This is a genomic window from Allobosea sp. CCNWLY174, assembly GCF_037120455.1.
GTDB classification, from domain to species: Bacteria; Pseudomonadota; Alphaproteobacteria; order Rhizobiales; family Beijerinckiaceae; genus Allobosea; species Allobosea lupini.
Genome location: NZ_JBBBBQ010000001.1, coordinates 76,125 through 96,036 on the forward strand (window position 1 = coordinate 76,125; position 19,912 = coordinate 96,036).

Consider the following 19,912-nt stretch of genomic DNA (forward strand, 5'->3'; position numbering starts at 1 on the left):
GACTGCAATTCGGCTCCTAGTTTCAACCGATTGAAAAAAGGCCGCAATCGGCGCAATGGTTAGGGGAGGCGGGGGAGCCGCCGGTCCCAAGGTATCAACATGCTCGACAAAGCCGTTCCGCCGCGCACGCTGAAGCTCAACGCCGCCGACAATGTCGCGGTCGCCGTCGATCCGATCGATGTCGGCGTCAGTGCTGCCGGGGTCACCGCGCTGCAACGCGTCCCGCGCGGCCACAAGATCGCGCTGAGCCGGATCGCCAAGGACGAGCCGATCCGCAAGTTTGGCCAGATCATCGGCTTCGCCACGCTGGACATCCCGCCCGGCGAATGGGTGCACGAGCACAATACCGGCTTCCACGCCTTCGAGCGCGACTATGCCTATGCCGCCGAGGCGAAGACGGAGTTCGTGCTGCCGGTCGAGCAGCAGGCGACCTTCGAGGGCTTTCGCCGCAAGGCCGGCAATGCCGGCACGCGCAACTATGTCGGCATCCTGACCTCGGTGAACTGCTCGGCCTCGGCTGCGCGCTTCATGGCCGAGGAGGTCAAGCGCTCGGGCCTGCTCGCCGACTATCCCAATGTCGACGGCGTCATCGCGCTGACGCACGGCACCGGCTGCGGCATCGACTACAATGGCGAGAGCTTCGAGGTACTGAAGCGCACGACCTGGGGCTATGCCTGCAACCCGAACATGGCGGCGGTGCTGGTGGTCGGCCTCGGCTGCGAAGGCTTCCAGATCAAGCGGATGAAGGAAGCCTACGGCGTCGAGGAGAGCGATGTCTTCCGGACGCTGACGATCCAGGAGACCGGCGGCACCAGGAAGGCCGTCGCGGCCGGGATCGAGGCGCTGAAGGTGATGCTGCCGATCGCCAACCAGGCCAGGCGCGAGACCGTGCCGGCCTCCGAGCTGATGCTCGCTCTGCAGTGCGGTGGCTCGGACGGCTATTCCGGCATCACCGCCAACCCGGCGCTCGGCAAGGCGGTAGACCTCCTCGTCGAGCATGGCGGCACCGCGATCCTCTCCGAGACGCCGGAGATCTACGGCGCCGAGCACCTGCTCACCCGCCGCGCCGCCACCCGCGAAGTCGGCGAGAAGCTCGTCGGCATCATCAAGTGGTGGGAGGACTATACGGCCCGCGCCCGGATGGACATGAACAACAACCCGTCGCCCGGCAACAAGGCGGGGGGGTTGACCACCATCCTGGAGAAGTCGCTCGGCGCTGCCGCCAAGGGCGGCACCAAGACGCTGGCCGCCGTCTACCACTATGCCGAGCCGGTCCGAAGCAAGGGCTTCGTCTACATGGACACGCCCGGCTACGATCCGGTCTCGGCGACGGGGCAGGTCGCCGGCGGCGCCAACATCCTCGCCTTCACCACCGGCCGCGGCTCGGCCTATGGCTGCAAGCCGACGCCCTCGGTCAAGCTCGCGACCAACACGCCGATGTATCTGAAGCAGACCGACGACATGGACCTCAATTGCGGCGATGTCCTCGACGGCGTGACGCTGGAGGAGAAGGGCAAGGAGATCTTCGACTACCTGTTGAAGATCGCCTCGGGCGAGAAATCGAAGTCCGAGGAGATGGGCTATGGCGACGCCGAGTTCGTGCCCTGGCAGATCGGCGCGACGATGTGAGGTGAGGGCGCGAGCGAGGTGCTGTTACAGCCTCGCTCTAGCCTGACGTTCCGGGCCGGCCGGTTGGCCAGGTCGACAGCGCCTGCGCGGCGATGGCCCGCAGCACGTCGCGACTGAAGCCGGCCTTCGCCTGCACCGCCATGCCGTGAATCACCGTTAGCACGAACGCTGCGAGCACATCGGGCTTGGCCGTCTCTGGCAGGTCGCCCTCGGCCTTGGCCCGCTCGAAGCGCTCGCGAAGCAGCGCCTCGCCGGCGGCGCGCGCCTCGATCAGCATCTGCCGCACCGGCTCCGCCTCGTCCGATCCCGCCACGATGCCGTTGATACCGAGGCATCCGGTATGGTCGGGATAACGCGTGTTGACGTCGATCGCGCCATAGATGACGCCTGCCGCGACCTCGCGTGCCGTCGGCAGTAGAAGTGCCTTCGGAAAGTGATCGAGATAGCGCTCGTAATAGCGGTTCAAGGCCAGGCCGAAGAGCGATTCCTTGTTGCCGAAAGCCGAATAGAGGCCCGGCCGCTCGACGCCCGTCGCCTGCGTCAGGTCGGCATAGGACGCGCCCTCATAGCCCTTGCGCCAGAAGACGCAGAGCGCCGCGTCGAGTGCTTCCTCGACGTCGAACTCGCGATGGCGTCCCATCAGTGCGGTCCAGCTCTTTTCATAACGGCCATTATTAAACCGCTTGACAGGCCTTGTCCATATTTCATACCAATCATTATAGTAACAATCGTTACGATAATCGGGCAGCCGCCCGCCGATGGCCCATACGGCATATTCATCCGGAGAGTTTCCCATGTCGAAGATACTGGAGGGCAAGGTCGCCCTCGTGACCGGCGGCTCGCGCGGGCTTGGCGCCGCCGTGGCCGAAGCGCTGGCCGACCAGGGCGCGGACATCGCGATCAGCTATGTCGCTTCGGTCCAGAAGGCGCAGGCCGTGGTCGAGAAGCTGACGGCGAAGGGCGTCCGCGCGCTCGCGGTCCAGAGCGACCAGGCCGACATGGCCGCGGCCAAGCCGCTGGTCGATACGGTGAAGTCGCATTTCGGCAGACTGGACATCCTGGTCAACAACGCAGCCATCGCCGTACAGGGCAAGACGGTCGATAGCCCCGATCTCGATACGTTCAATCTCGATCGGCAATGGCAGATCAACGTCATGGGACCCGTGGCCCTGACCCGCGCGGCGGCTCCCGTGCTGTCGGATGGCGGCCGGATCGTCTTCATCGGCTCGCGTCTCGGCACGTACGCCCTGATGCCCGGGGTGGCCGATTATGCCGGAAGCAAGGCCGCGCTGATCGGATATGCGCGAGGGGTCGCCCGCGATCTCGGCGCACGCGGCATCACCGCCAACGTGGTGCAGCCCGGCGCGATGCCGACGGACATGATGGTCGATGCTCTCGGCAGCACGGACGCTCCCGAAGCATTCCTAGACCTGCACCCGATCCGCCGCCTCGCCACGCTCGAGGAGGTGGCCGGCACCGTCGGCTTCCTGGCAGGTCCGCATGCGGGCTATATCACCGGCGAGGTGATCAGCGTGTCGGGTGGCGTAGGGATCTGAAGCGGCCTGGCGGCGCGTCAGGAAAAACGGTCCCAGGCGGCCTGTCGGGAAATGCCGAGCGCCTCGCCGATCGCAGCCCATGAGACCTTGCGCTTGCGCAGGACATCGACGGTCCGGCCGAGCCCGGTGGCGGCGTGCTCGTAAAGTGCAGCCTCGACCTTGAGCCAATGCAGCAGCCGCTCGCTCGGGAGCGTCTCCAGTTGCTGAATACTCCGGACCTCCGTATCCGGCCGCGGCGCATCGACCGGCAGCGCCATGAACGCGTTGCACTTGGCAACGCACTCATTGCAGATGAAGACGGCCGGCCCGGCGACGAGCTTCTCGACGTCGTGCTGGCTCTTTCCGCAGAAGGAACAGTGCAGGAGCGGCTTCAACGCCTTGCCCGGTTGCTTCCGGCGTCCGCTGGAACCGGTTTCGGCCGGAGCCTGATCCGAGACCACCATGTCCGTCTCCTGTCAAGGTAAGCTTGACGAAAGGACTACTCCGGTCTGCGGAGTCTTGTCAAGGTTGACTTGACGTTGGCGAGAAGTCAGTCGCTCTCGGCCGTGCTTATGCACGTGACGGCAGACTGCTCTGCAAAAGCGCCTCTGCTCGGGCCAAGCAGGCGCGGCTATCCGCCAAACCCTATCCAGTCTCATCGAGCCCTGTTCCATGCGCAATTTTCTGATGGTCACCTTGCCCCGTCTCGTCCTCGGCCTGCTGTTCCTCGTCAGCGCGGTCGACGGCTTCTGGTGGCTCGCCACCGGCACTCACCTGATCCACCCGCCGACGTCCGAACGCGGACTAATCTTCGAAGCCGCGCTGCAGAACTCCGGCTTCTTCTGGCCCTTCCTCAAGGCGGTGAACCTCGCCGGCGGCCTGAGCCTGCTGTTCAATGTCGTGCCGGCCTTCGGGCTCGCGCTGATCGCGCCGGTGATGGCGGTGATCGTGCTGTTCCACTTCGCCATCAACCCGGCCGGCATTCCGGTCGCGATCATCCTGATCGTGGCGGGCGGGCTACTGGTCTACGCCTATCGCGGGCGCTACGCGGCGCTGCTGCGCTGAGACCTCGCGTTTCAGAGCTCCGAAGCGAAGCCCCAGTGCGGGACATGGGCGGCGAGCTTGTCGAGCAGCCGCCCGAGCTGGCCTCGCTCATCGCCGGAAAGGCAATCGAGCATCGCTGCCTCCCTTGCCTTGAGCGCCGGAATGTAGCGCTCGTAGAGGGCGCGGCCGTCCGCCGTCAGGAAGAGGAGCTGGCGGCGGCTGTCGGCCTTGTCGGGCTCGCGCCGGATCAGCTTCTTCTTCTCGAGCAGGATCACGGCGCGGCTGACGCTCGCCTTGAGATGGCCGGAGAACTCGCAGAACTCGCTGGCAGTGGCGCCGTCACGCACGGTCAGAAAGATCAGGATGACGATCTCCGGCCGGGTCAGCCCGAACTCCATCTCGATCGCCCGGAAGGAGGGCTCGCGATAGAAGTTGAGGATATAGCCGATCTTGTAGGCGGTCGGGATCGCGGTGCCGTCGAGGATGGCGCGTCGCTGCCCGGCGTCGAGCTCGCGGGCCTCGTCCTGCGGAATTAGTCTCATATTAGACTTTTTTGTTGCGCGCGCCATGAGCCGGTCCTAGCATTCTCGCTAAGCAATGGCACGGTTTTGCCGTGCCGGGAGGAGGCGATGGACCAGGCTGGTGCCACAAGGCGGCAGGCGCTTTCGTACGCGCCGGAGCAGCAGTGCTTCTATTCGGGGACGGACGCCCATCCGATCTATGTCGACCGGCTCGGGGGCGCTCAAGCGGGGCGCTTGCCGATCGTCCTCGTCCATGGCGGCGGCCATACCGGCGCCTGCTATCTGACGACACCGGACGGTCGGCCGGGCTGGGCGCCTGTCTTCGCCTGCAGCCGCGTGGTCTTCGTGCCGGACTGGCCGGGCCATGGCCGCTCGCCAATGCGGCCGGATTTCGCGACGCTGTCGAGCGTCGAGATCGCGCAGAGCCTGCAGCGGCTGCTGGAGGAAATCGGACCGGCGGTGTTGCTGGTGCATTCCGCGAGTGGACCGATGGCCTGGTGGATCGCCGAGCGGAGCCCCAAGGCGGTCGCGGCGATCGTCGGCATCGCGCCGGGCGGGCCGGCCAATCTTCTGCCGGTTCTGCCCGACGATGCCGAGGCGGTGGCGAAGCTGAAGGACGATGAGAGCCTGGGCTGTCCCGTTCGGGTCGAGGAAGACAAGCCGCTCTTCATCCCGCCCGAGTTCATGCGGGCCTATTGGGCCAATTCCGCGCGCTTTCCGCAGCAGGGCTTCGAGGCCTATCGCCGCTCGATCGTGCCCGAGAGCGCGCGCCTGATGAACGAGCGCTTCAATATCGGCGGCAAGGGCTTGCGCATCGCCGATCCGGCCAATCTGGCCAAGATGCCTATCCTGATCGTCACCGGCGACAGCGATCCGCGCCATCCGCGCGCGGTGGACGAGGCGACGGCACGCTTTCTTGGTGCCGAGTTCGTCTACCTGCCGGAGCGCGGCATCGCCGGCAACGGCCATATGCCGATGTGCGAGGACAACAGCGACGAGATCGCGGCCCTGATCGTCGCCTGGCTGGAGGCAAGGGGTCTTTGACGCTCGAACCGGCGGCGTTCAGCCCGCCGGACGACAAGCTCGGGAGGATAGTGATGCGGTCGCTTCTCGCAGGCGGCGCCCTGATGGCGCTCGCCACCATGCCGGCGCTGGCCCAGGTCAGCGATGACGTCGTCAAGATCGGCGTGCTGACCGACATGGGCGGTGTCACCGCCGATATCGGCGGCAAGGGCTCGGTGATCGCAGCCGAGCTGGCGGTGAAGGAGTTTGGCGCCACGGTGCTCGGCAAGCCGATCCAGATCGTTGCCGCCGACCATCAACACAAGGCCGATCTCGGCACCTCGATCGCCCGGCAATGGTTCGACATCGACAAGGTCGACGCTGTCGTCGACGTGCCGAATTCCGCGGTGGCGCTGGCGCTACAATCGCTCGCCCGCGAGAAGAAGCGGATCGTGATGTATTCCGGCGCCGGCACCACGGCGCTGACCAATGAGCAGTGCTCCCCCTATGGCTTCCACTGGACTTACGATACCTATGGCGTCGCGCGCGGCACCGCCTCGGCCGTGGTCAAGGCCGGCGGCACCTCGTGGTTCATGCTGGCCTCCGACTACGCCTTCGGCCACCAGCTCCAGAAGGACGCTACCGACGTGGTCGAGGCCAATGGCGGCAAGGTCGTCGGCGCGGTGCGCCACCCCCTCAACAATGCCGATTTCTCGTCCTTCCTGCTCAGGGCGCAATCCTCCGGCGCCAAGGTGATCGGTATCGCAAATGCCGGCGGCGACACCATCAACGCGATCAAGCAGGCCGGCGAGTTCGGGCTGGTCGAGCAGGGTCAGAACCTCGCGGCGCTGATCTTCTTCCTGCAGGACGTGCACAGCCTCGGCCTGAAGGCGACGCAGGGCACCTACCTGACCACTGCCTCCTATTGGGATCTCGACGAGCCTTCGCGCGCCTGGTCGAAGCAGTTCCTGGAGAAGGCTGGGATGATGCCGTCCATGCTGCATGCCGGCGTCTACGGCTCGGTGCTGCACTATCTCAAGGCGATCAAGGAAGCCGGCACCGACGATCCCGACAAGGTCGCTGCCGCGATGCGCGCGATGCCGATCAACGACGCCTTCACCAAGGACGCCAGGATCCGTGCCGACGGCCGGGTGCTGCGCGAGATGTATCTCGCCCGCGTCAAGAAGCCGGCGGATTCGAAGGGGCCGTGGGACTATTTCGAGATCGTGCGCAAGATCGCGCCGGAGGAGACGGTCTGGCCGCTGTCGGAGAGCAAGTGTCCGGCGGCGAAGGGGTAAGCTTCCTTCGCAACAACATATGTGTGTCGTCCCGGGCGCGGCGAAGCGAAGACCCGGGACCCATTCCGGAACCTTAATCGGATAGGCTCCGGAATGGATCCCGGATCGGCGCCGCTACGCGGCTTGTCCGGGATGACAGCGTGGGGATGCCGAGGACTAGCGGCCTGCCACGATCAGAGCGCGAAGCCCTTCAGCCGCTCGCCGAGTGCGGCGATGCTCTCGGCCGCGACGTTGGCGATCGCGATGCGCAAATGCTGCTCCTGCCCGGGCCCGAAATAGGGGCCGGGCAGGGCCAGCACGCCGCGCTCCTGCACCAGCCGGCGGACGACCTCCGCAGCCGGCACGCCCTCGAAGGGGTGGGCGACATAGGCGAAATAGGCGCCGGCGGCGAGCACGGTCCAGCCGTTCAGCGGCGCGATCGCCTGGCGGAACAGTGCGGCGCGGGAGTTCATCTCGGCGCGATTGGCCTCACGCCAGGCGCGGATGCCGTCGATGCCCCAGGCGACCGCGCTCTGGCCGGCGCGGACCGGGCTGATCTGGACGCAGTCGAGCACCTTGCCGATCTGGGCGAGCGCCGCCTCGCCGGCGGTGATCGCTCCGAGCCGCCAGCCGGGCACCGCATAGGCCTTGGAGAAGCTGTAGAGGCCGATCAGCGAATCCTGCCAGTCGCTTGCAGCGAAGAGCTCATGCGGGCGGTCGGCGCCCTCCGGCAGGAAGTCGCGATAGGTCTCGTCGAGCACCAGCCAGATCTTCCGCCTGCGGCATAGCGCGGCGAAGGCGGCGATGGTGGCAGGCGGATAGACGGCCCCGGTCGGATTGTTCGGCGTCACCAGGACGATGGCGCGAGTGCGCTCGTCGATCAGCGCCTCGGCGGTTTCGGCATCCGGCACGAAGCCGGCTTGCGGGTCGCAGGGCAGCGGGCGCGGCTCGACGCCGAGCATGTTCAGCGTCATCTCGTGGTTGAAGTACCAGGGCGTCGGCAAGAGAACATTGTCGCCGGCGCGAGCCAGCGCCATCATCACGGTGACATAGGCCTGGTTGCAACCGGCGGTGATCGCGATCTCCTGCGGCCGGATCGCCCCGCCATAGAAGGCGCTGCTCTCGGCGGCATAGGCCTCGCGCAGGACATCGTCGCCTACGATCGGTCCGTAGCGCGTGCTCTCGGCGGTCGCGGCGGCCTCGGCGAGGCGCTCGAGCAGGATGGCGGGCGGCGGCGAGCCGGGTACCGCCTGCGACAGGTCGATCAGCGGGCCGGCTCCGTCGGCATAGCCGCGGGCCCAGGCCTTGGCCTCGGGGATCGGCGGCGTCGCGGTGTCGATGAGATCGGGATTGAGCGGGGCGGGAGAGGACGCAGGCATAGCTGGAACATTGGCTGGAGCAAGAGCTGCGTCAATGCGCTTGCACTCCTCGCCTTCAAGCGAAACCATCCCTATGTCTTGAACAGGGTCAACTCGGGAGCGGATGGTGGGTGGCGACAGCGGCAGCAATGAATGGCTGCGGAATTATGTTGAGAGTTCACTCTCAAGGATCATTAATTTATTAATATTAGGAGCTTTGTGGTTTTTGCTCGAAATAATCGGAGTTTTCACGATATTAAATTTTGCTGTTCTGGGAGTGATATCTACGATCATCTTTTCCGTCTTGGACTATAAATTTCGCTGGACCTCCATAAAGTGAACGACGAATTCGAATCCAACAAATCACTCGTGGATTGCCTGGAGCGAGATACATAAGTGGACATAAACCCAGAGGACGCGATCGAGGAACTGCACGCCATGCTCGACCGCGCCCGGGTGATCGTGCCGTTCACCGGGGCGGGGATCTCGACTGAATCGGGCGTGCCGGATTTCCGTACGCCGGGCTCACCCTGGATGAGCAACAAGCCGATTCCGTTCGATATCTTCCTCGCCAGCCGCGAGGCGCGGATCGAGGCCTGGCGGCGCAAATTCGCGATGGACGACCATTATCGTGACGCCAAGCCCAATCGCGGCCACCGGGCGCTGGCGACATTGGTGGCGGAGGGGCGCTCGCCCGGCGTGATCACCCAGAACATCGACGGCCTGCACCAGGCTTCGGGCATCGCCGAGGATGGGGTGATCGAGCTGCACGGCAACGGCACCTATGCCACCTGCCTGACCTGCGGCTGGCGGCACGAGCTTTCGGCGATCCGCGAGGCCTTCGAGGCGAGCGGCGAGCCGCCTTCCTGCATGATGTGCGCCGGGATCGTGAAGACCGCGACGATCTCCTTCGGCCAGCAGATGCCGCAGCAGCCGATGCTGCGGGCGCATGAACTGACGATGTCGGCCGATCTCTACCTGGTTGCAGGTTCCTCGCTCGTCGTCTTTCCGGCTGCGACCTTTCCGGTGATCGCCAAGCGCAACGGCGCCAAGCTCGTCATTCTCAATCGCGAGCCGACCGATCTCGACCCGATCGCCGATCTCGTCGTGCGCAGCGAGATCGGGCCGGCCTTAGCGCGACTGGCGAATTGATCAGTCGCGCGAAGCGAACGCCAAGCGCACTGCCAGCCCGCCAAAGACGGCGCCGAGGATGCGCTGTGGCCAGAGCGCCAGATGCGCCCGGCTCGCAATGGCGCGGCCGAGCCGGCTCGCCGTCAGGATGACGATGCCGTTGGCGATGAGGCCCATGAGGTTGAGGATCGTGGCCAGGACCACGACCTGCAGCAGCAACGAGCCGGCCTCGGGCTTCAGGAACTGCGGCAGCAGGGCCAGCATGAACAGCGCCATCTTCGGGTTGAGCAGATTGGTCAGCAGGCCCTGCAGGAAGATCTGGCGCAGCTGGAAATGCGCGGCATCGGCCGTCGGCGCGAACAAGGTCGCGGGAGAGCGCAACGTCTTCCAGGCGAGCCAGGCGAGATAGGCCGCGCCGGCCCAGCGCAGGGCGTCATAGGCGGCCGGCACGAGCAGGAAGAGCTGCGACAAGCCGTAGGCGGCAGCAAGCGCCTGGAGATAGCTGCCGGTGGCGATGCCGACATAGGTCATGAAGCCGGCGGCGCGGCCCTGGCTCATGCTGCGTGAGGCGATCAGCAGCATGTCGGGGCCGGGCGTCGCCGTCAGCACGGCGCAGGCGGCAGTAAACAGAGCGAGCGTGGCGACATCGAGCATGGCGGGGTCCTTCAGGCCAGCGGCTTGGCGAAGCGTTGGAAGGCATCCTTCGTCGGCGTGGTGCCGGCACCGGGCTGCTGCGGGCGCAGGAAGCAGCCATCGGCGACAGTGGCGGGGTCGGCGAAGGCGTCCTTGATCCAGGGAATGTATTCGAGCACCGGCGTCGCCGGATGCCAGTAGGCGAGATGGACGTGGACTTGGCTCATCTCGCCGGCGTGGGGCGCGACCGGCAGGCGATGGGCCAGCGCCAGCTCGGCGACCTGGATGTATTCGGTGACGCCGCCGAGGCGCGTGACGTCGGGCTGGACATAGTGGATCGCGCCGGCCTGGACGAAGGCGCGGAAGGCATCGAGCGTATAGAGCTGCTCGCCGAGCGCGACGGGAATTGACGTCGAGCGGGCGAGCTCGGCATGCGAGCCGATGTCGTCGTACCAGAGCGGCTCCTCGAACCAGAACAGGTCGAGTGCCTCGGCGCGGGCGCAGAAGCGCTTGCAGGTCGGCAGGTCCCATTTGCCGTTGCCGTCGATCGCCATGGTGACATGGTCGCCGATGGCGCGGCGCACCGCTTCCAGCCGCCCGATATCGGTCATCGGATCGGCATGGCCGACCTTGATCTTGATGCGATGGAAGCCGTCGCGCTCGACCGCCATGCGTGCGCCCTCGACCAGCTCGTCCTTGGGGATCGAGAGCCAGCCGATATCGGTGTTGTAGGCCTCGAGCTTCGATTTGCTGGCGCCGCCGAGCAGGTGCCAGAGCGGCACGCCCGCCTTCTTCGCCTTGAGATCCCAGAGCGCGATGTCGACGGCGGCCAGAGCCAGCTGAGTGATGCCGGCGCGGCCGACCCATTGCAGCGCCGGATGGCGGGCGAGCTTCAGCCAGAGCCGCGAATGCTCGGAGGCGTCCTCGCCCGCCAGCAGCGGCGCGTAGCAATCGCGGATGCACGACGTGATCAGCCGGTCGGAGGCGAGATCGGCATGGGTGCCGGTGAAGCCGTAGCCGGTGAGCCCGTCCTCGCTGACGATCTTCGTGCCGACCACGCCCCAATGGCTGATCCGGTGGGTCGAGTCGGCGATCGAGCCGCCGGTCACCGGGATATGAAGGATGAAGGGCTCGATACGGGCGATGCGCATGACGGTGCTCCGGCTCTTGCCTCGCGACTCTTGCCTCGCGACTCTTTGGCCGATCATCGACCTGATGCGCGGAAGCGACAAGGCGCGGCTTTCGGCGACCCTACGCGCGCTTTGCGCATGCTGATGATGTGGATGAGCGGTAAGCGGCTGTTTCCCGGCTTCGTCCGGGTGCTATCGTCACGTCACGAATCACGTTCGCGGCGGAGATGAGCGGAACATGTCCGACGAATACGGCGACGGAGGCAGGCCACCGGTCGGCCCGCTGCAATCGCTCAACCGGATCGTGCGTCTGGACGGGCCTGAGACGATCGCCGAGCAGGTGGTCGAGATCATCGGCCACGTCAAATGGTTCGATGTGAGCAAAGGCTACGGCTTCGTGGTGCCACAGGATGGCGGGAGCGATGTCCTGGTCCATGTCACCACCCTGAAGCGCGACGGCTTCCATGCCATCGCCGAAGGTGCGCGCATCGTGCTCGAGGCGGTCGCCAAGGCGCGTGGTCGCCAGGCCACGCGCGTGCTCTCGATCGACACCTCCGCGGCGCGCCATCCGGCCGAGATGCCGATGCCGCGCACCAATGCGACGGTGACGCCGACCAGCGGGCTGGAGCGCATGGTGGTGAAGTGGTTCAACCGCCTGCGGGGGTTCGGCTTCGTCTCGGCGGGCGAGGGCGCGCCCGACATCTTCGTCCATATGGAAACACTGCGCCGCTACGGCATCGTCGAGCTGATTCCGGGGCAGACCGTGCTGGTGCGCTACGGGCCTGGACCGAAGGGGCTGATGGCGGCCGAGATCCGGTTCGAGCAGGGCGGGCCGCCCAGTTCGCACTGAGAAGGATCCTTTCGGAGAAGGCGCCCTGAGGCGCCTTTTTTGTTGCGGTTCGGATGGCGATTCACGACTAGCATGCAGCGCCGGATATCGACGAGGCGCCGGTGCAGATGGGCGAATCCTTCGACCTCCCCCGCGAAGATCTCGACTGGTCGCTGCAATATGCCGAGGCGAGCGCGAGGAGGCGGCAGGCCCGGAGTTCGTGACCTCAGCCGCTTCTGAACAGAAACGGCGAATTTGAGTGAATCGGCTTCACCTGACCTCAAGGAACCTGCGGCTAGAGTGTCTTCGTTATGGGGACATGTCGATTGCCGTGCTGCTGATCACCGACCGTCCGGAAGAGAGCCAGAAACTCGAGCGACTCCTGTCGCTGTGGGGACCGTGCGATGTCGTCGACCTGTATCGTCCGGCACGAGGCGGGCCGGTGCCGGCGCGGCTGCTCGTCAGCGACGTCGATCTGTCGAACCGCGTCGCGGTCGAGGCCATCCGGGATCGGGTCGCGGCGCACCGGCGCAAGGGCATGCCCTTTCTCTGCCTGCTGCGGGACCAATCTCCGCGCCTGACGATCCAGGCCAATGCGATCGGCGCGAGCGCCGTCCTGCCGGCAGGCCTCCCGGCAAGGACCCTGCTCGACGAGATCGGCCGCATTCTCAATCCTGAAGGATGCGGCGCGATCCAGCAGAACTTCATCGCGGCATCCGCCGGCATGGCCGACCTGCTTTCGGCTGCCGCGGAAGGTCGGGCGCTGCCGGTGGCTGCTATCGAAGGCAGCGTCGAGGCGATCAACCGCGCTGCCGACGACCGCGATCTCGGCGCCTGGCTCGAGCTGGTCTGGAACCATGACGATGCGACCTATCAGCACTGTCTGCTGGTGGCAGGTCTCGTCGCAGCTTTTGCGCGGGCGCTCGGTTTTCCCGAAGAAGCGCGCAAGCAGGTCACCAGTGCCGCAGTTCTGCACGACATCGGCAAGGCCCGCATTCCGCTCGCGATCCTGCACAAAGCCGGCAAGCTGACGACGGAGGAGCTCGCGATCATGCGCGAGCACCCGCAGATCGGCTATGAGATGCTGCAGCGGCAGGGAGCCTTTGCCGGCGAAGTCGCCGAGGCCGCGCGCAGCCATCATGAATATCTCGACGGCACCGGCTATCCGCGGGGGCTGAAGGCACACGAGATCTCGGACGTCGTCCGGATGGTCACGATCTGTGATATCTACGCGGCACTGATCGAACGACGTCCCTACAAGGCGCCGATGGCTCCGCAGGAGGCCTATGCCACGCTTGTCGGAATGGGCGCCAAGCTCGATGGCGACCTGCTGCGGGCATTCCGGGCCGTGGTGCTGCCCGGCTGAGGCTCAGAGCGCGAAGGACGTGCCACAGCCGCAGGAGCTGGTCGCGTTCGGGTTGATGATCCTGAACGACTGGCCGACGAGGTCGTCGACGAAATCGATGGTCGAGCCGTCGAGCAGCTCGAGCGACGTTTCGTCGATCAGCACGGTCGCGCCGTCGCGCTCCAGCACGAGGTCTCCATCGGCCTTCTCGCGGTCGATGTCGAAGACGTACTGGAATCCCGAGCAGCCGCCGCCGGCGACGCTCACGCGCAGCATCGAGCCCGGTGCCTCGCTCGCCATCACCGCGAGGATACGGCTCGCGGCCTTGTCGGTCAGCGAGATCGCGTGCGGTTTGGCTTCGATCGCCATGGTCATGCGCAGAACATCCTTGCTCCTGCCTCGTCAGCAAAGGTAATGGCGCTGGCGCATCGCTTCAAGCCGCGCCTGCCCAAGGGGCTGCCATGCCGCAAGCACACGAGACCGCCACAGCCCCGACGCGCGAGCCGGGCGACCGTTGGCGCGCGCCTTACGCCTGCCGGACCGCAACGAGTCGCGGCCGACTGGTCGATGAACCCGGCTCGGCGACACGCAATCCGTTCCAGCGCGACCGCGATCGCATCATCCATTCCACCGCCTTCCGCCGGCTGAAGCACAAGACCCAGGTCTTCGTCTCGCATGAGGGCGACCATTTCCGCACCCGCCTGACCCATACGATCGAGGTGGCGCAGATCGCCCGCGCTCTGGCCCGCGCGCTCGGGCTCGACGAGGACCTGGCCGAGGCGCTGGCGCTGGCGCACGATCTCGGCCACACGCCCTTCGGCCATACCGGCGAGGATGCGCTCGGCGAATGCATGGCCGGCTTTGGTGGGTTCGACCACAACGCCCAGACACTCCGGATCGTCACCCGGCTGGAGCGGCGCTATGCCGGCTTCGACGGGCTCAACCTGACCTGGGAAACGCTGGAGGGGCTGGGCAAGCACAACGGCCCCTTGCTCGATGCCGACGGCAAGCCCACCGAGCGCTATGCCAGGACCGGCATTCCGGTCGCGATTCTCGAATACCAGGAGAAGCAGGATCTCTGGCTGGATAGTCATGCCTCGGCCGAGGCGCAGGTCGCGGCGCTCGCCGATGACATCGCCTACAACGCCCATGACATCGACGACGGCCTGCGCGCCGGGCTGTTCGATCTCTCCGAATTGCGCGCGGTGCCTTTCCTCGCTGGTTTGCTCGACGAGATCGATGCCCTGCATCCCGGGCTGGAGCGCCCGCGCGCGATCAACGAAATGGTTCGCCGCGTGATCACCCGCTTCGTCGAGGACGTGATCGCAGAATCCGAGGCGCGGATCGTGGCGCTGGCGCCCGCCGATGCCGACGCGATCAGGCGGGCCGATGCGCCGGTCGTCGCCTTCTCGCCGGCTCTGGCCGCCGCCGACAAGGCGATCAAGGATTTCCTCTATCCCAACATGTATCGCCATCCGCGCATCGGCGTGATCCGCAAGGAGGCGGCCGACATCGTCCGCGACCTGTTCGTGCGCTTCCAGGCGCAGCCACAGGCCATGCCGGCCGAATGGGCGGCCGGATGCGACGGACTCGACGAGGCGCGGCTGGCACGCCGGATTTCCGACTATATCGCGGGGATGACCGATTCCTACGCGCTCGACGAACACCGGCGCCTGTTTGACGCCACCCCGTCGCTGCGATAGGGCCGGGCGCTTCCCTACGCATTCCTGGTCGCCATGAACATTTTCGAGACTTTCTCCGCACGCCTCGCCACCGTCCTTGCCGGACTGGCTGAAACCGGCCGCATCCCGGCCGGCCTGTCGCTGGCGCGCGTCGTGGTCGAGCCGACCAAGGATCCGGCCCATGGCGATCTCGCCATCAATGCCGCCATGGTGCTGGCCAAGGAGGCCGGCATGGCGCCGCGCGCGCTGGCCGAGCTGATCGTCGTCGAGCTCGCCAAGGACGGCGATGTCCTCAAGGCCGAGATCGCCGGGCCCGGCTTCATCAACCTGACGCTGCAACCTGCTGTTTTCACTGAGGTTCTCAAGGCTGCTGTGCTGGCCGGCGCCGAGCATGGCCGCGGCGCCGCCAAGGGCGAGCCCCGGATTAATGTCGAGTACGTCTCGGCCAATCCGACCGGGCCGATGCATGTCGGCCATGGCCGCGGCGCGGTGTTCGGCGATGCGCTGGCGAGCCTGCTCGCCTTCGCCGGGCGCGACGTCACCCGCGAATACTACATCAACGATGCCGGCGCGCAGGTCGATGTGCTCGCCCGCTCCGCCTTCCTGCGCTATCGCGAAGCGCTGGGCGAGGATATCGGCGCGATCCCGGAAGGGCTCTATCCCGGCGACTACCTGGTCTCGGTCGGGCAGACGCTGGCGAAGGACTACGGCCCGGCGCTGCGCGACCAGCCCGAACGGGACTGGCTGCCGCTGGTGCGCCAGGCGGCGATCGACGGGATGATGGCGATGATCCGCGACGATCTCGCGGCGCTCGGCGTCGTCCACGACCTGTTTTTCTCGGAGCGCTCGCTGCAGGGCCGGGACGGCAATTCAAACGCCGTGCACCAGACGATCGAGGATCTGCGCGCCCGCGACCTGATCTATGAGGGCCGGCTGCCGCCGCCCAAGGGGCAGAAGGACGAGGATTGGGAGGATCGCGAGCAGACCCTGTTCCGCGCCACAAAATTCGGCGACGACGTCGACCGGCCGCTGCTGAAGTCGGATGGCAGCTACACCTACTTCGCCAACGACATCGCCTATCACCGTTCGAAGTTCACCCGCGGCTTTGCCGAGATGATCGATGTCTGGGGCGCCGACCATGGCGGCTACGTCAAGCGCATGCAGGCCGCGGTGAAGGCGGTGACGAACGGCGAGGGCGCGCTCGACGTCAAGCTCTGCCAGCTCGTGCGCCTGCTGCGCAATGGCGAGCAGGTCAGGATGTCGAAGCGCTCGGGCGACTTCGTCACGCTGCGCGAGGTCATCGACGAGGTCGGTCGCGATGCGGTGCGCTTCATGATGATCTTCCGCAAGAACGACGCGACGCTCGACTTCGACCTCGCCAAGGTGGTCGAGCAGTCGAAGGACAATCCGGTCTTCTACGTCCAGTACGCGCATGCGCGCTGCGCCTCGATCTTCCGGCAGGCAGCCGAGGCTTTCCCGGATCTCGACCTGTCGCCGCAGGCGCTGGCGCAGTCGGATCTTGGTTTGCTGACCGACGAGTCGGAGATCGGTATCGTCAAGATGATCGCGGCGTATCCGAGGATGATCGAAGCCGCGGCTTCGTCACACGAGCCCCATCGTGTCGCCTTCTTCGTGCACGACCTGGCCAGCGCCTTCCACTCGCTGTGGAACAAGGGCAAAGACTCGCCGCAATTACGGTTCGTTAATCAAACTGATCGAAAGTCGACATCGGCAAGATTGGCGTTCGTGCATGCGGTACGCAGCGTCCTTGCTTCCGGTCTGGCGGTCGTTGGGGTGACGGCGCCGGAGGAGATGCGCTGACGGGTCCATCCCGGCGCATCGGGTGCTTTGCGGATCAGGATGATCCGGCCAGCGCCCGCCGGGTCCGATACGAAGGCGGTGTTGGCCGATATGCCGAAAGGCGGGTCGGCTGGGCTTTCGTCAGATTGACCGCGCTGTGGCGGCGTCCTTTGATGGATGGCGGCATGCGCTGGAATGGATCAAGTCATGAGCGAGCCAGCTAGAAACCGATTCGCCCTCGATCTCGACGATCTCGAGCGCCAGCTGCGCGGGGCGGCCCAGCCGCAGAAGCCGGGCGCGGCTTCGGATCCGCTGATGGAGCTGACCCGTCTCGTCGGTCAGGACGATCCGTTGAAGGAGCTCTTCGCCGGTCGCCCCGCCGAGCCGACGCGCCCCGCGGCTTCGGCCGCGCCGCAGCCCGCCTCCTGGACTCGGGCCGAGCCCGGCTTCCAGCCGACGCTGGTCACCGCGCCGCCGGTGCAGCCGGTCTCGCCGCCGGCCGATGTCCGCGGTGCGCTCGACGAGTTCGAGGCGCTGCTGCGCCGGACCGAGCCGGTGCGGACCACGCCGCAGCCTGTTGCGCAGGCAGCCGCAGCGCCGGCGCATCATTATGACGAGCCGGAGCCGCTCCCGGTGCGCGCGCAGCCCTATGCGATGCAGGACGGGCCGCACGCCTATGTTCCCGAGCAGCCCCGCGATCTCGACGAGGCTGCCGGGCACGGCCATGTGCAGGCGCAGGCCTATGCTCCCGAGCCCGCACCCGACTATCATCAGGCAGCGCCGGACTATGACGCGCAGCATCAGGATGCCGAGGACGAGCATCGCGATTTCCGGCGCTCGCGGTCGCGCAAGGGCATGCTGACGGCAGCGGCGCTGGTCATCGTCGCGGTCGGCGGCGTCGGTGCCGCCATGGTCTTCCGCAATGGCAAGCCGGCCGGTGTCAACGGCCAGCCGCCGGTGATCGCGGCCGATACCGGCCCGTCCAAGGTCGCCCCCGTCAATCCGGGCGGCGCCGAAATCCCGAACCAGAACAAGCAGATCTACGAGCGCAGCGGCGACGCCAGCGCCGACAAGACCAAGGTGGTCAGCCGCGAGGAGCAGCCGGTCGACCTGCAGCAGGCGGCGCGCGCCATGGCGCCGCGCCCGACGCAGGGCTCGAACGGCGCAATCACGCCGACCGACACCGCCGCCGCCGGCCTCGCTCCGACCGAGCCCGGTCTGGTGCCGATCCCGGCCGTGCCGGGGCTCGGCGAACCACGCAAGGTCCGCACGGTGGCGATCCGTCCCGACGGCACGCCGGCGCCGAGCAATGCCACTGCGTCGAGTGCCCCGGGACAGGGCATCGTGACCGGCTCGGCTCCGTCGAATCGTCCGGCCTCGGCGACCCCGGCCCAGACCGCCCAGGCCGCTCAGCGTCCGCAACAGCCGAGCGCGACGCCCGCCGCTGCCCCGAAGACACAGGAGCGGGCTGCCGCTCCGGCGACGCCGCCGGCTGCCCAGACGCCCCCGGCCAACACCCGTACCGCCGCGCTGGCACCGCAGCAGGCCGAGCCGGCGGCCACCGCGCCGCGGGCCGATCCCAATGGCGGCTTCGCCGTGCAGCTCGGCGCGCCGGGCAGCGAGGCCGAAGCGCGCGCCACCTTCGCGGCGCTGCAGCGCAAATATCCCGGCCAGCTCAACGGCCAGAGCCCGATCGTGCGCAAGACCGAGCTCGCCGGTGGCAAGACGGTCTACCGCCTGCGCGTCGGCCCGTACTCCCGCGAGGATGCGAGCTCGATGTGCTCGGCGCTGCAGGCTGCCGGCGGGCAGTGCTTCATCGCCAAGAACTGAGCGGACGCAGGCGGAGCCCAGGGTTCCGCCGCCGATAGAACCAAAGCCGGCCGCGATCGTCGCGGCCGGCTTTTGCTTGCGTGGGGCTTCGCCGGCGGGGCAGGCTGGTCGGGATCTCCCGCGATGCAGGCTTAGGCGATGTCTCCCGATCCAATTCCCGGTCGCGCCGCCGACCCGCGTTTCCTCGATTGCGAGAGTTCGGCGCCGGAGGCCGTGCCGCATCGCGCCGTCGCGGTCATCGGCATTCCGGCCGCGACGCCCTATCGGTCGGGCCGCGCCCATAGCGCATCGGCGCCGGCCGCGATCCGCCGCGCCAGTGCGGCCCAGGTCGCCAAGCTCGCGCATTACGATTTCGATCTCGGCGGGCCGCTGCTGCCCGCTGGTGGGCGCCTGGTCGATTGCGGCGATCTCGCCTTCGATCCGGACGACCTGCCCGGCAACCGTGCGCGAATCGCGGCGACCTATGCGACGCTGCTGGCCCGCGGTGCGGCGCCGCTCCTCCTCGGCGGTGACGACAGCGTCCAGATCCCGGCGCTCGGCGCCTTCGCGGCACGCGGCGAGATCACGATCCTGCAGGTCGATGCCCATATCGACTGGCGCGAGGAGGTCGAGGGCGAGCGCTTCGGTCTGTCGAGCACGATGCGGCGTGCCTGCGAGCTCGACGGCGTCCGGACGATCGTGCAGGTCGGCGCCCGCGGCACCGGCAGCGCCCGACCCTCGGATGTGGCGGAGGCGAGGGCTGCCGGGGCGCAATTGATCGACATGAGCATCCTGCGGGCCAAGGGGATGGCACCCGCGATCGCGGCCGTTCCGCCGGGCCGGCCGGTGGTGGTCTGCTTCGATGTCGACGGTTTCGATCCCAGCGTCGTGCCAGGCGTGCTCGGCCGCACGCCCGGAGGGCTTGCCTATGGCGATGTCGTCACGCTGCTGAACGGCGTGGCGGAGCGGGCGCCGGTCATCGGCTTCAACATCGTCGAATTCGTGCCGGAGGCCGATATCGACGGCCTCGGCAGCCGCACGGTCTGCCGGCTGGCCATGCTGGGAGCCGGCCTGCTGGCCCGCAGCGCCGCGCGCTGAACCGCATGCCCATGCCGATGTGCGGGAATCCCGGATTGCTCCCGCGATCCGGACATGCACCCGTTGCAGCGTCGTGGCTGGAGCACGGT

At 67.0% G+C, this 19,912-nt stretch carries 18 protein-coding genes and 1 pseudogene; 12 read left to right on the forward strand and 7 right to left on the reverse strand.

Annotation, left to right across the window (positions count from 1 at the left end; genetic code table 11):
* Positions 1–99 precede the first annotated feature (99 nt).
* Positions 100–1,629: a UxaA family hydrolase gene (locus V7S63_RS00425; protein WP_336528821.1), complete on the forward strand. Its 1,530-nt coding sequence runs from the start codon at positions 100–102 to the stop codon at positions 1,627–1,629.
* 37 nt (positions 1,630–1,666) lie between these two features.
* Here the strand turns inward: V7S63_RS00425 and V7S63_RS00430 are convergent, their stop codons facing one another.
* Entirely contained in the window at positions 1,667–2,269 is a 603-nt protein-coding gene (locus tag V7S63_RS00430; protein WP_336528822.1) for a TetR/AcrR family transcriptional regulator, read from the reverse strand.
* A gap of 154 nt (positions 2,270–2,423) precedes the next feature.
* Between V7S63_RS00430 and V7S63_RS00435 the strand changes: the two genes are divergently transcribed.
* Positions 2,424–3,185: an SDR family NAD(P)-dependent oxidoreductase gene (locus tag V7S63_RS00435; RefSeq protein ID WP_336528823.1), complete on the forward strand. Its 762-nt coding sequence runs from the start codon at positions 2,424–2,426 to the stop codon at positions 3,183–3,185.
* Between the two features lie 266 nt (positions 3,186–3,451).
* Here the strand turns inward: V7S63_RS00435 and V7S63_RS28720 are convergent.
* Positions 3,452–3,559: pseudogene (locus tag V7S63_RS28720) on the reverse strand (ClpX C4-type zinc finger protein); the annotation flags it as partial.
* Positions 3,560–3,836: 277 nt separating this feature from the next.
* Here V7S63_RS28720 and V7S63_RS00445 point away from each other — a divergent pair.
* The gene (locus V7S63_RS00445) at positions 3,837–4,229 is read left to right on the forward strand and encodes a hypothetical protein (protein ID WP_336528824.1); all 393 of its coding nucleotides are present in this window, start codon (positions 3,837–3,839) and stop codon (positions 4,227–4,229) included.
* 11 nt (positions 4,230–4,240) lie between these two features.
* Here V7S63_RS00445 and V7S63_RS00450 read toward each other — a convergent pair whose 3' ends face one another.
* Entirely contained in the window at positions 4,241–4,750 is a 510-nt protein-coding gene (locus V7S63_RS00450; protein WP_248307480.1) for a MarR family winged helix-turn-helix transcriptional regulator, read from the reverse strand.
* Between the two features lie 87 nt (positions 4,751–4,837).
* Between V7S63_RS00450 and V7S63_RS00455 the strand changes: the two genes are divergently transcribed.
* Both V7S63_RS00455 and V7S63_RS00460 read left to right on the forward strand, forming a co-directional pair.
* On the forward strand, positions 4,838–5,773 hold the full coding sequence (locus V7S63_RS00455) for an alpha/beta fold hydrolase (RefSeq protein ID WP_336528825.1): 936 nt from the start codon (positions 4,838–4,840) through the stop codon (positions 5,771–5,773).
* 53 nt (positions 5,774–5,826) lie between these two features.
* Complete coding sequence (locus V7S63_RS00460) at positions 5,827–7,029, forward strand: ABC transporter substrate-binding protein (protein WP_336528826.1); 1,203 nt, start codon at positions 5,827–5,829, stop codon at positions 7,027–7,029.
* A 173-nt stretch (positions 7,030–7,202) separates the two neighbouring features.
* Here V7S63_RS00460 and V7S63_RS00465 read toward each other — a convergent pair whose 3' ends face one another.
* Positions 7,203–8,387 carry an aminotransferase gene (locus V7S63_RS00465; RefSeq protein WP_336528827.1) on the reverse strand — a complete coding sequence of 395 codons (1,185 nt, stop codon included), beginning with the start codon at positions 8,385–8,387 and terminating at the stop codon, positions 7,203–7,205.
* Positions 8,388–8,804: 417 nt separating this feature from the next.
* On the opposite strand from V7S63_RS00465, the gene V7S63_RS00470 reads away from it, so the two are divergent.
* The gene (locus V7S63_RS00470; RefSeq protein WP_336529645.1) at positions 8,805–9,518 is read left to right on the forward strand and encodes an SIR2 family NAD-dependent protein deacylase; all 714 of its coding nucleotides are present in this window, start codon (positions 8,805–8,807) and stop codon (positions 9,516–9,518) included.
* Here the strand turns inward: V7S63_RS00470 and V7S63_RS00475 are convergent, their stop codons facing one another.
* Both V7S63_RS00475 and V7S63_RS00480 read right to left on the reverse strand, forming a co-directional pair.
* The gene (locus V7S63_RS00475; protein ID WP_336528828.1) at positions 9,519–10,151 is read right to left on the reverse strand and encodes a LysE family translocator; all 633 of its coding nucleotides are present in this window, start codon (positions 10,149–10,151) and stop codon (positions 9,519–9,521) included. It lies immediately after the preceding gene.
* 11 nt (positions 10,152–10,162) lie between these two features.
* Positions 10,163–11,281, reverse strand: coding sequence for a mandelate racemase/muconate lactonizing enzyme family protein (locus V7S63_RS00480; RefSeq protein ID WP_336528829.1), 1,119 nt, complete (start codon positions 11,279–11,281; stop codon positions 10,163–10,165).
* Positions 11,282–11,498: 217 nt separating this feature from the next.
* On the opposite strand from V7S63_RS00480, the gene V7S63_RS00485 reads away from it, so the two are divergent.
* Positions 11,499–12,110: a cold-shock protein gene (locus tag V7S63_RS00485; RefSeq protein WP_091828504.1), complete on the forward strand. Its 612-nt coding sequence runs from the start codon at positions 11,499–11,501 to the stop codon at positions 12,108–12,110.
* 298 nt (positions 12,111–12,408) lie between these two features.
* Positions 12,409–13,455, forward strand: coding sequence for an HD-GYP domain-containing protein (locus V7S63_RS00490; protein WP_336528830.1), 1,047 nt, complete (start codon positions 12,409–12,411; stop codon positions 13,453–13,455).
* A gap of 3 nt (positions 13,456–13,458) precedes the next feature.
* Here V7S63_RS00490 and V7S63_RS00495 read toward each other — a convergent pair whose 3' ends face one another.
* Positions 13,459–13,809 (reverse strand): HesB/IscA family protein, encoded by a 351-nt coding sequence (locus V7S63_RS00495; protein WP_244624008.1) that lies wholly within the window; start codon positions 13,807–13,809, stop codon positions 13,459–13,461.
* Between the two features lie 86 nt (positions 13,810–13,895).
* On the opposite strand from V7S63_RS00495, the gene V7S63_RS00500 reads away from it, so the two are divergent.
* The 4 genes from V7S63_RS00500 to V7S63_RS00515 all read left to right on the forward strand — a co-directional run bounded on the left by V7S63_RS00500 (position 13,896) and on the right by V7S63_RS00515 (position 19,823).
* Positions 13,896–15,137: a deoxyguanosinetriphosphate triphosphohydrolase gene (locus tag V7S63_RS00500; protein ID WP_336528831.1), complete on the forward strand. Its 1,242-nt coding sequence runs from the start codon at positions 13,896–13,898 to the stop codon at positions 15,135–15,137.
* A 33-nt stretch (positions 15,138–15,170) separates the two neighbouring features.
* A complete protein-coding gene (gene argS, locus V7S63_RS00505) occupies positions 15,171–16,937 on the forward strand; it encodes an arginine--tRNA ligase (RefSeq protein WP_336528832.1) in 1,767 nt (588 codons plus the stop codon).
* A 186-nt stretch (positions 16,938–17,123) separates the two neighbouring features.
* The gene (locus V7S63_RS00510) at positions 17,124–18,746 is read left to right on the forward strand and encodes an SPOR domain-containing protein (RefSeq protein WP_336528833.1); all 1,623 of its coding nucleotides are present in this window, start codon (positions 17,124–17,126) and stop codon (positions 18,744–18,746) included.
* Between the two features lie 138 nt (positions 18,747–18,884).
* Positions 18,885–19,823, forward strand: a complete 939-nt coding sequence (locus tag V7S63_RS00515) for an arginase family protein (RefSeq protein WP_336528834.1) — start codon at positions 18,885–18,887, stop codon at positions 19,821–19,823.
* Positions 19,824–19,912: the final 89 nt, after the last annotated feature.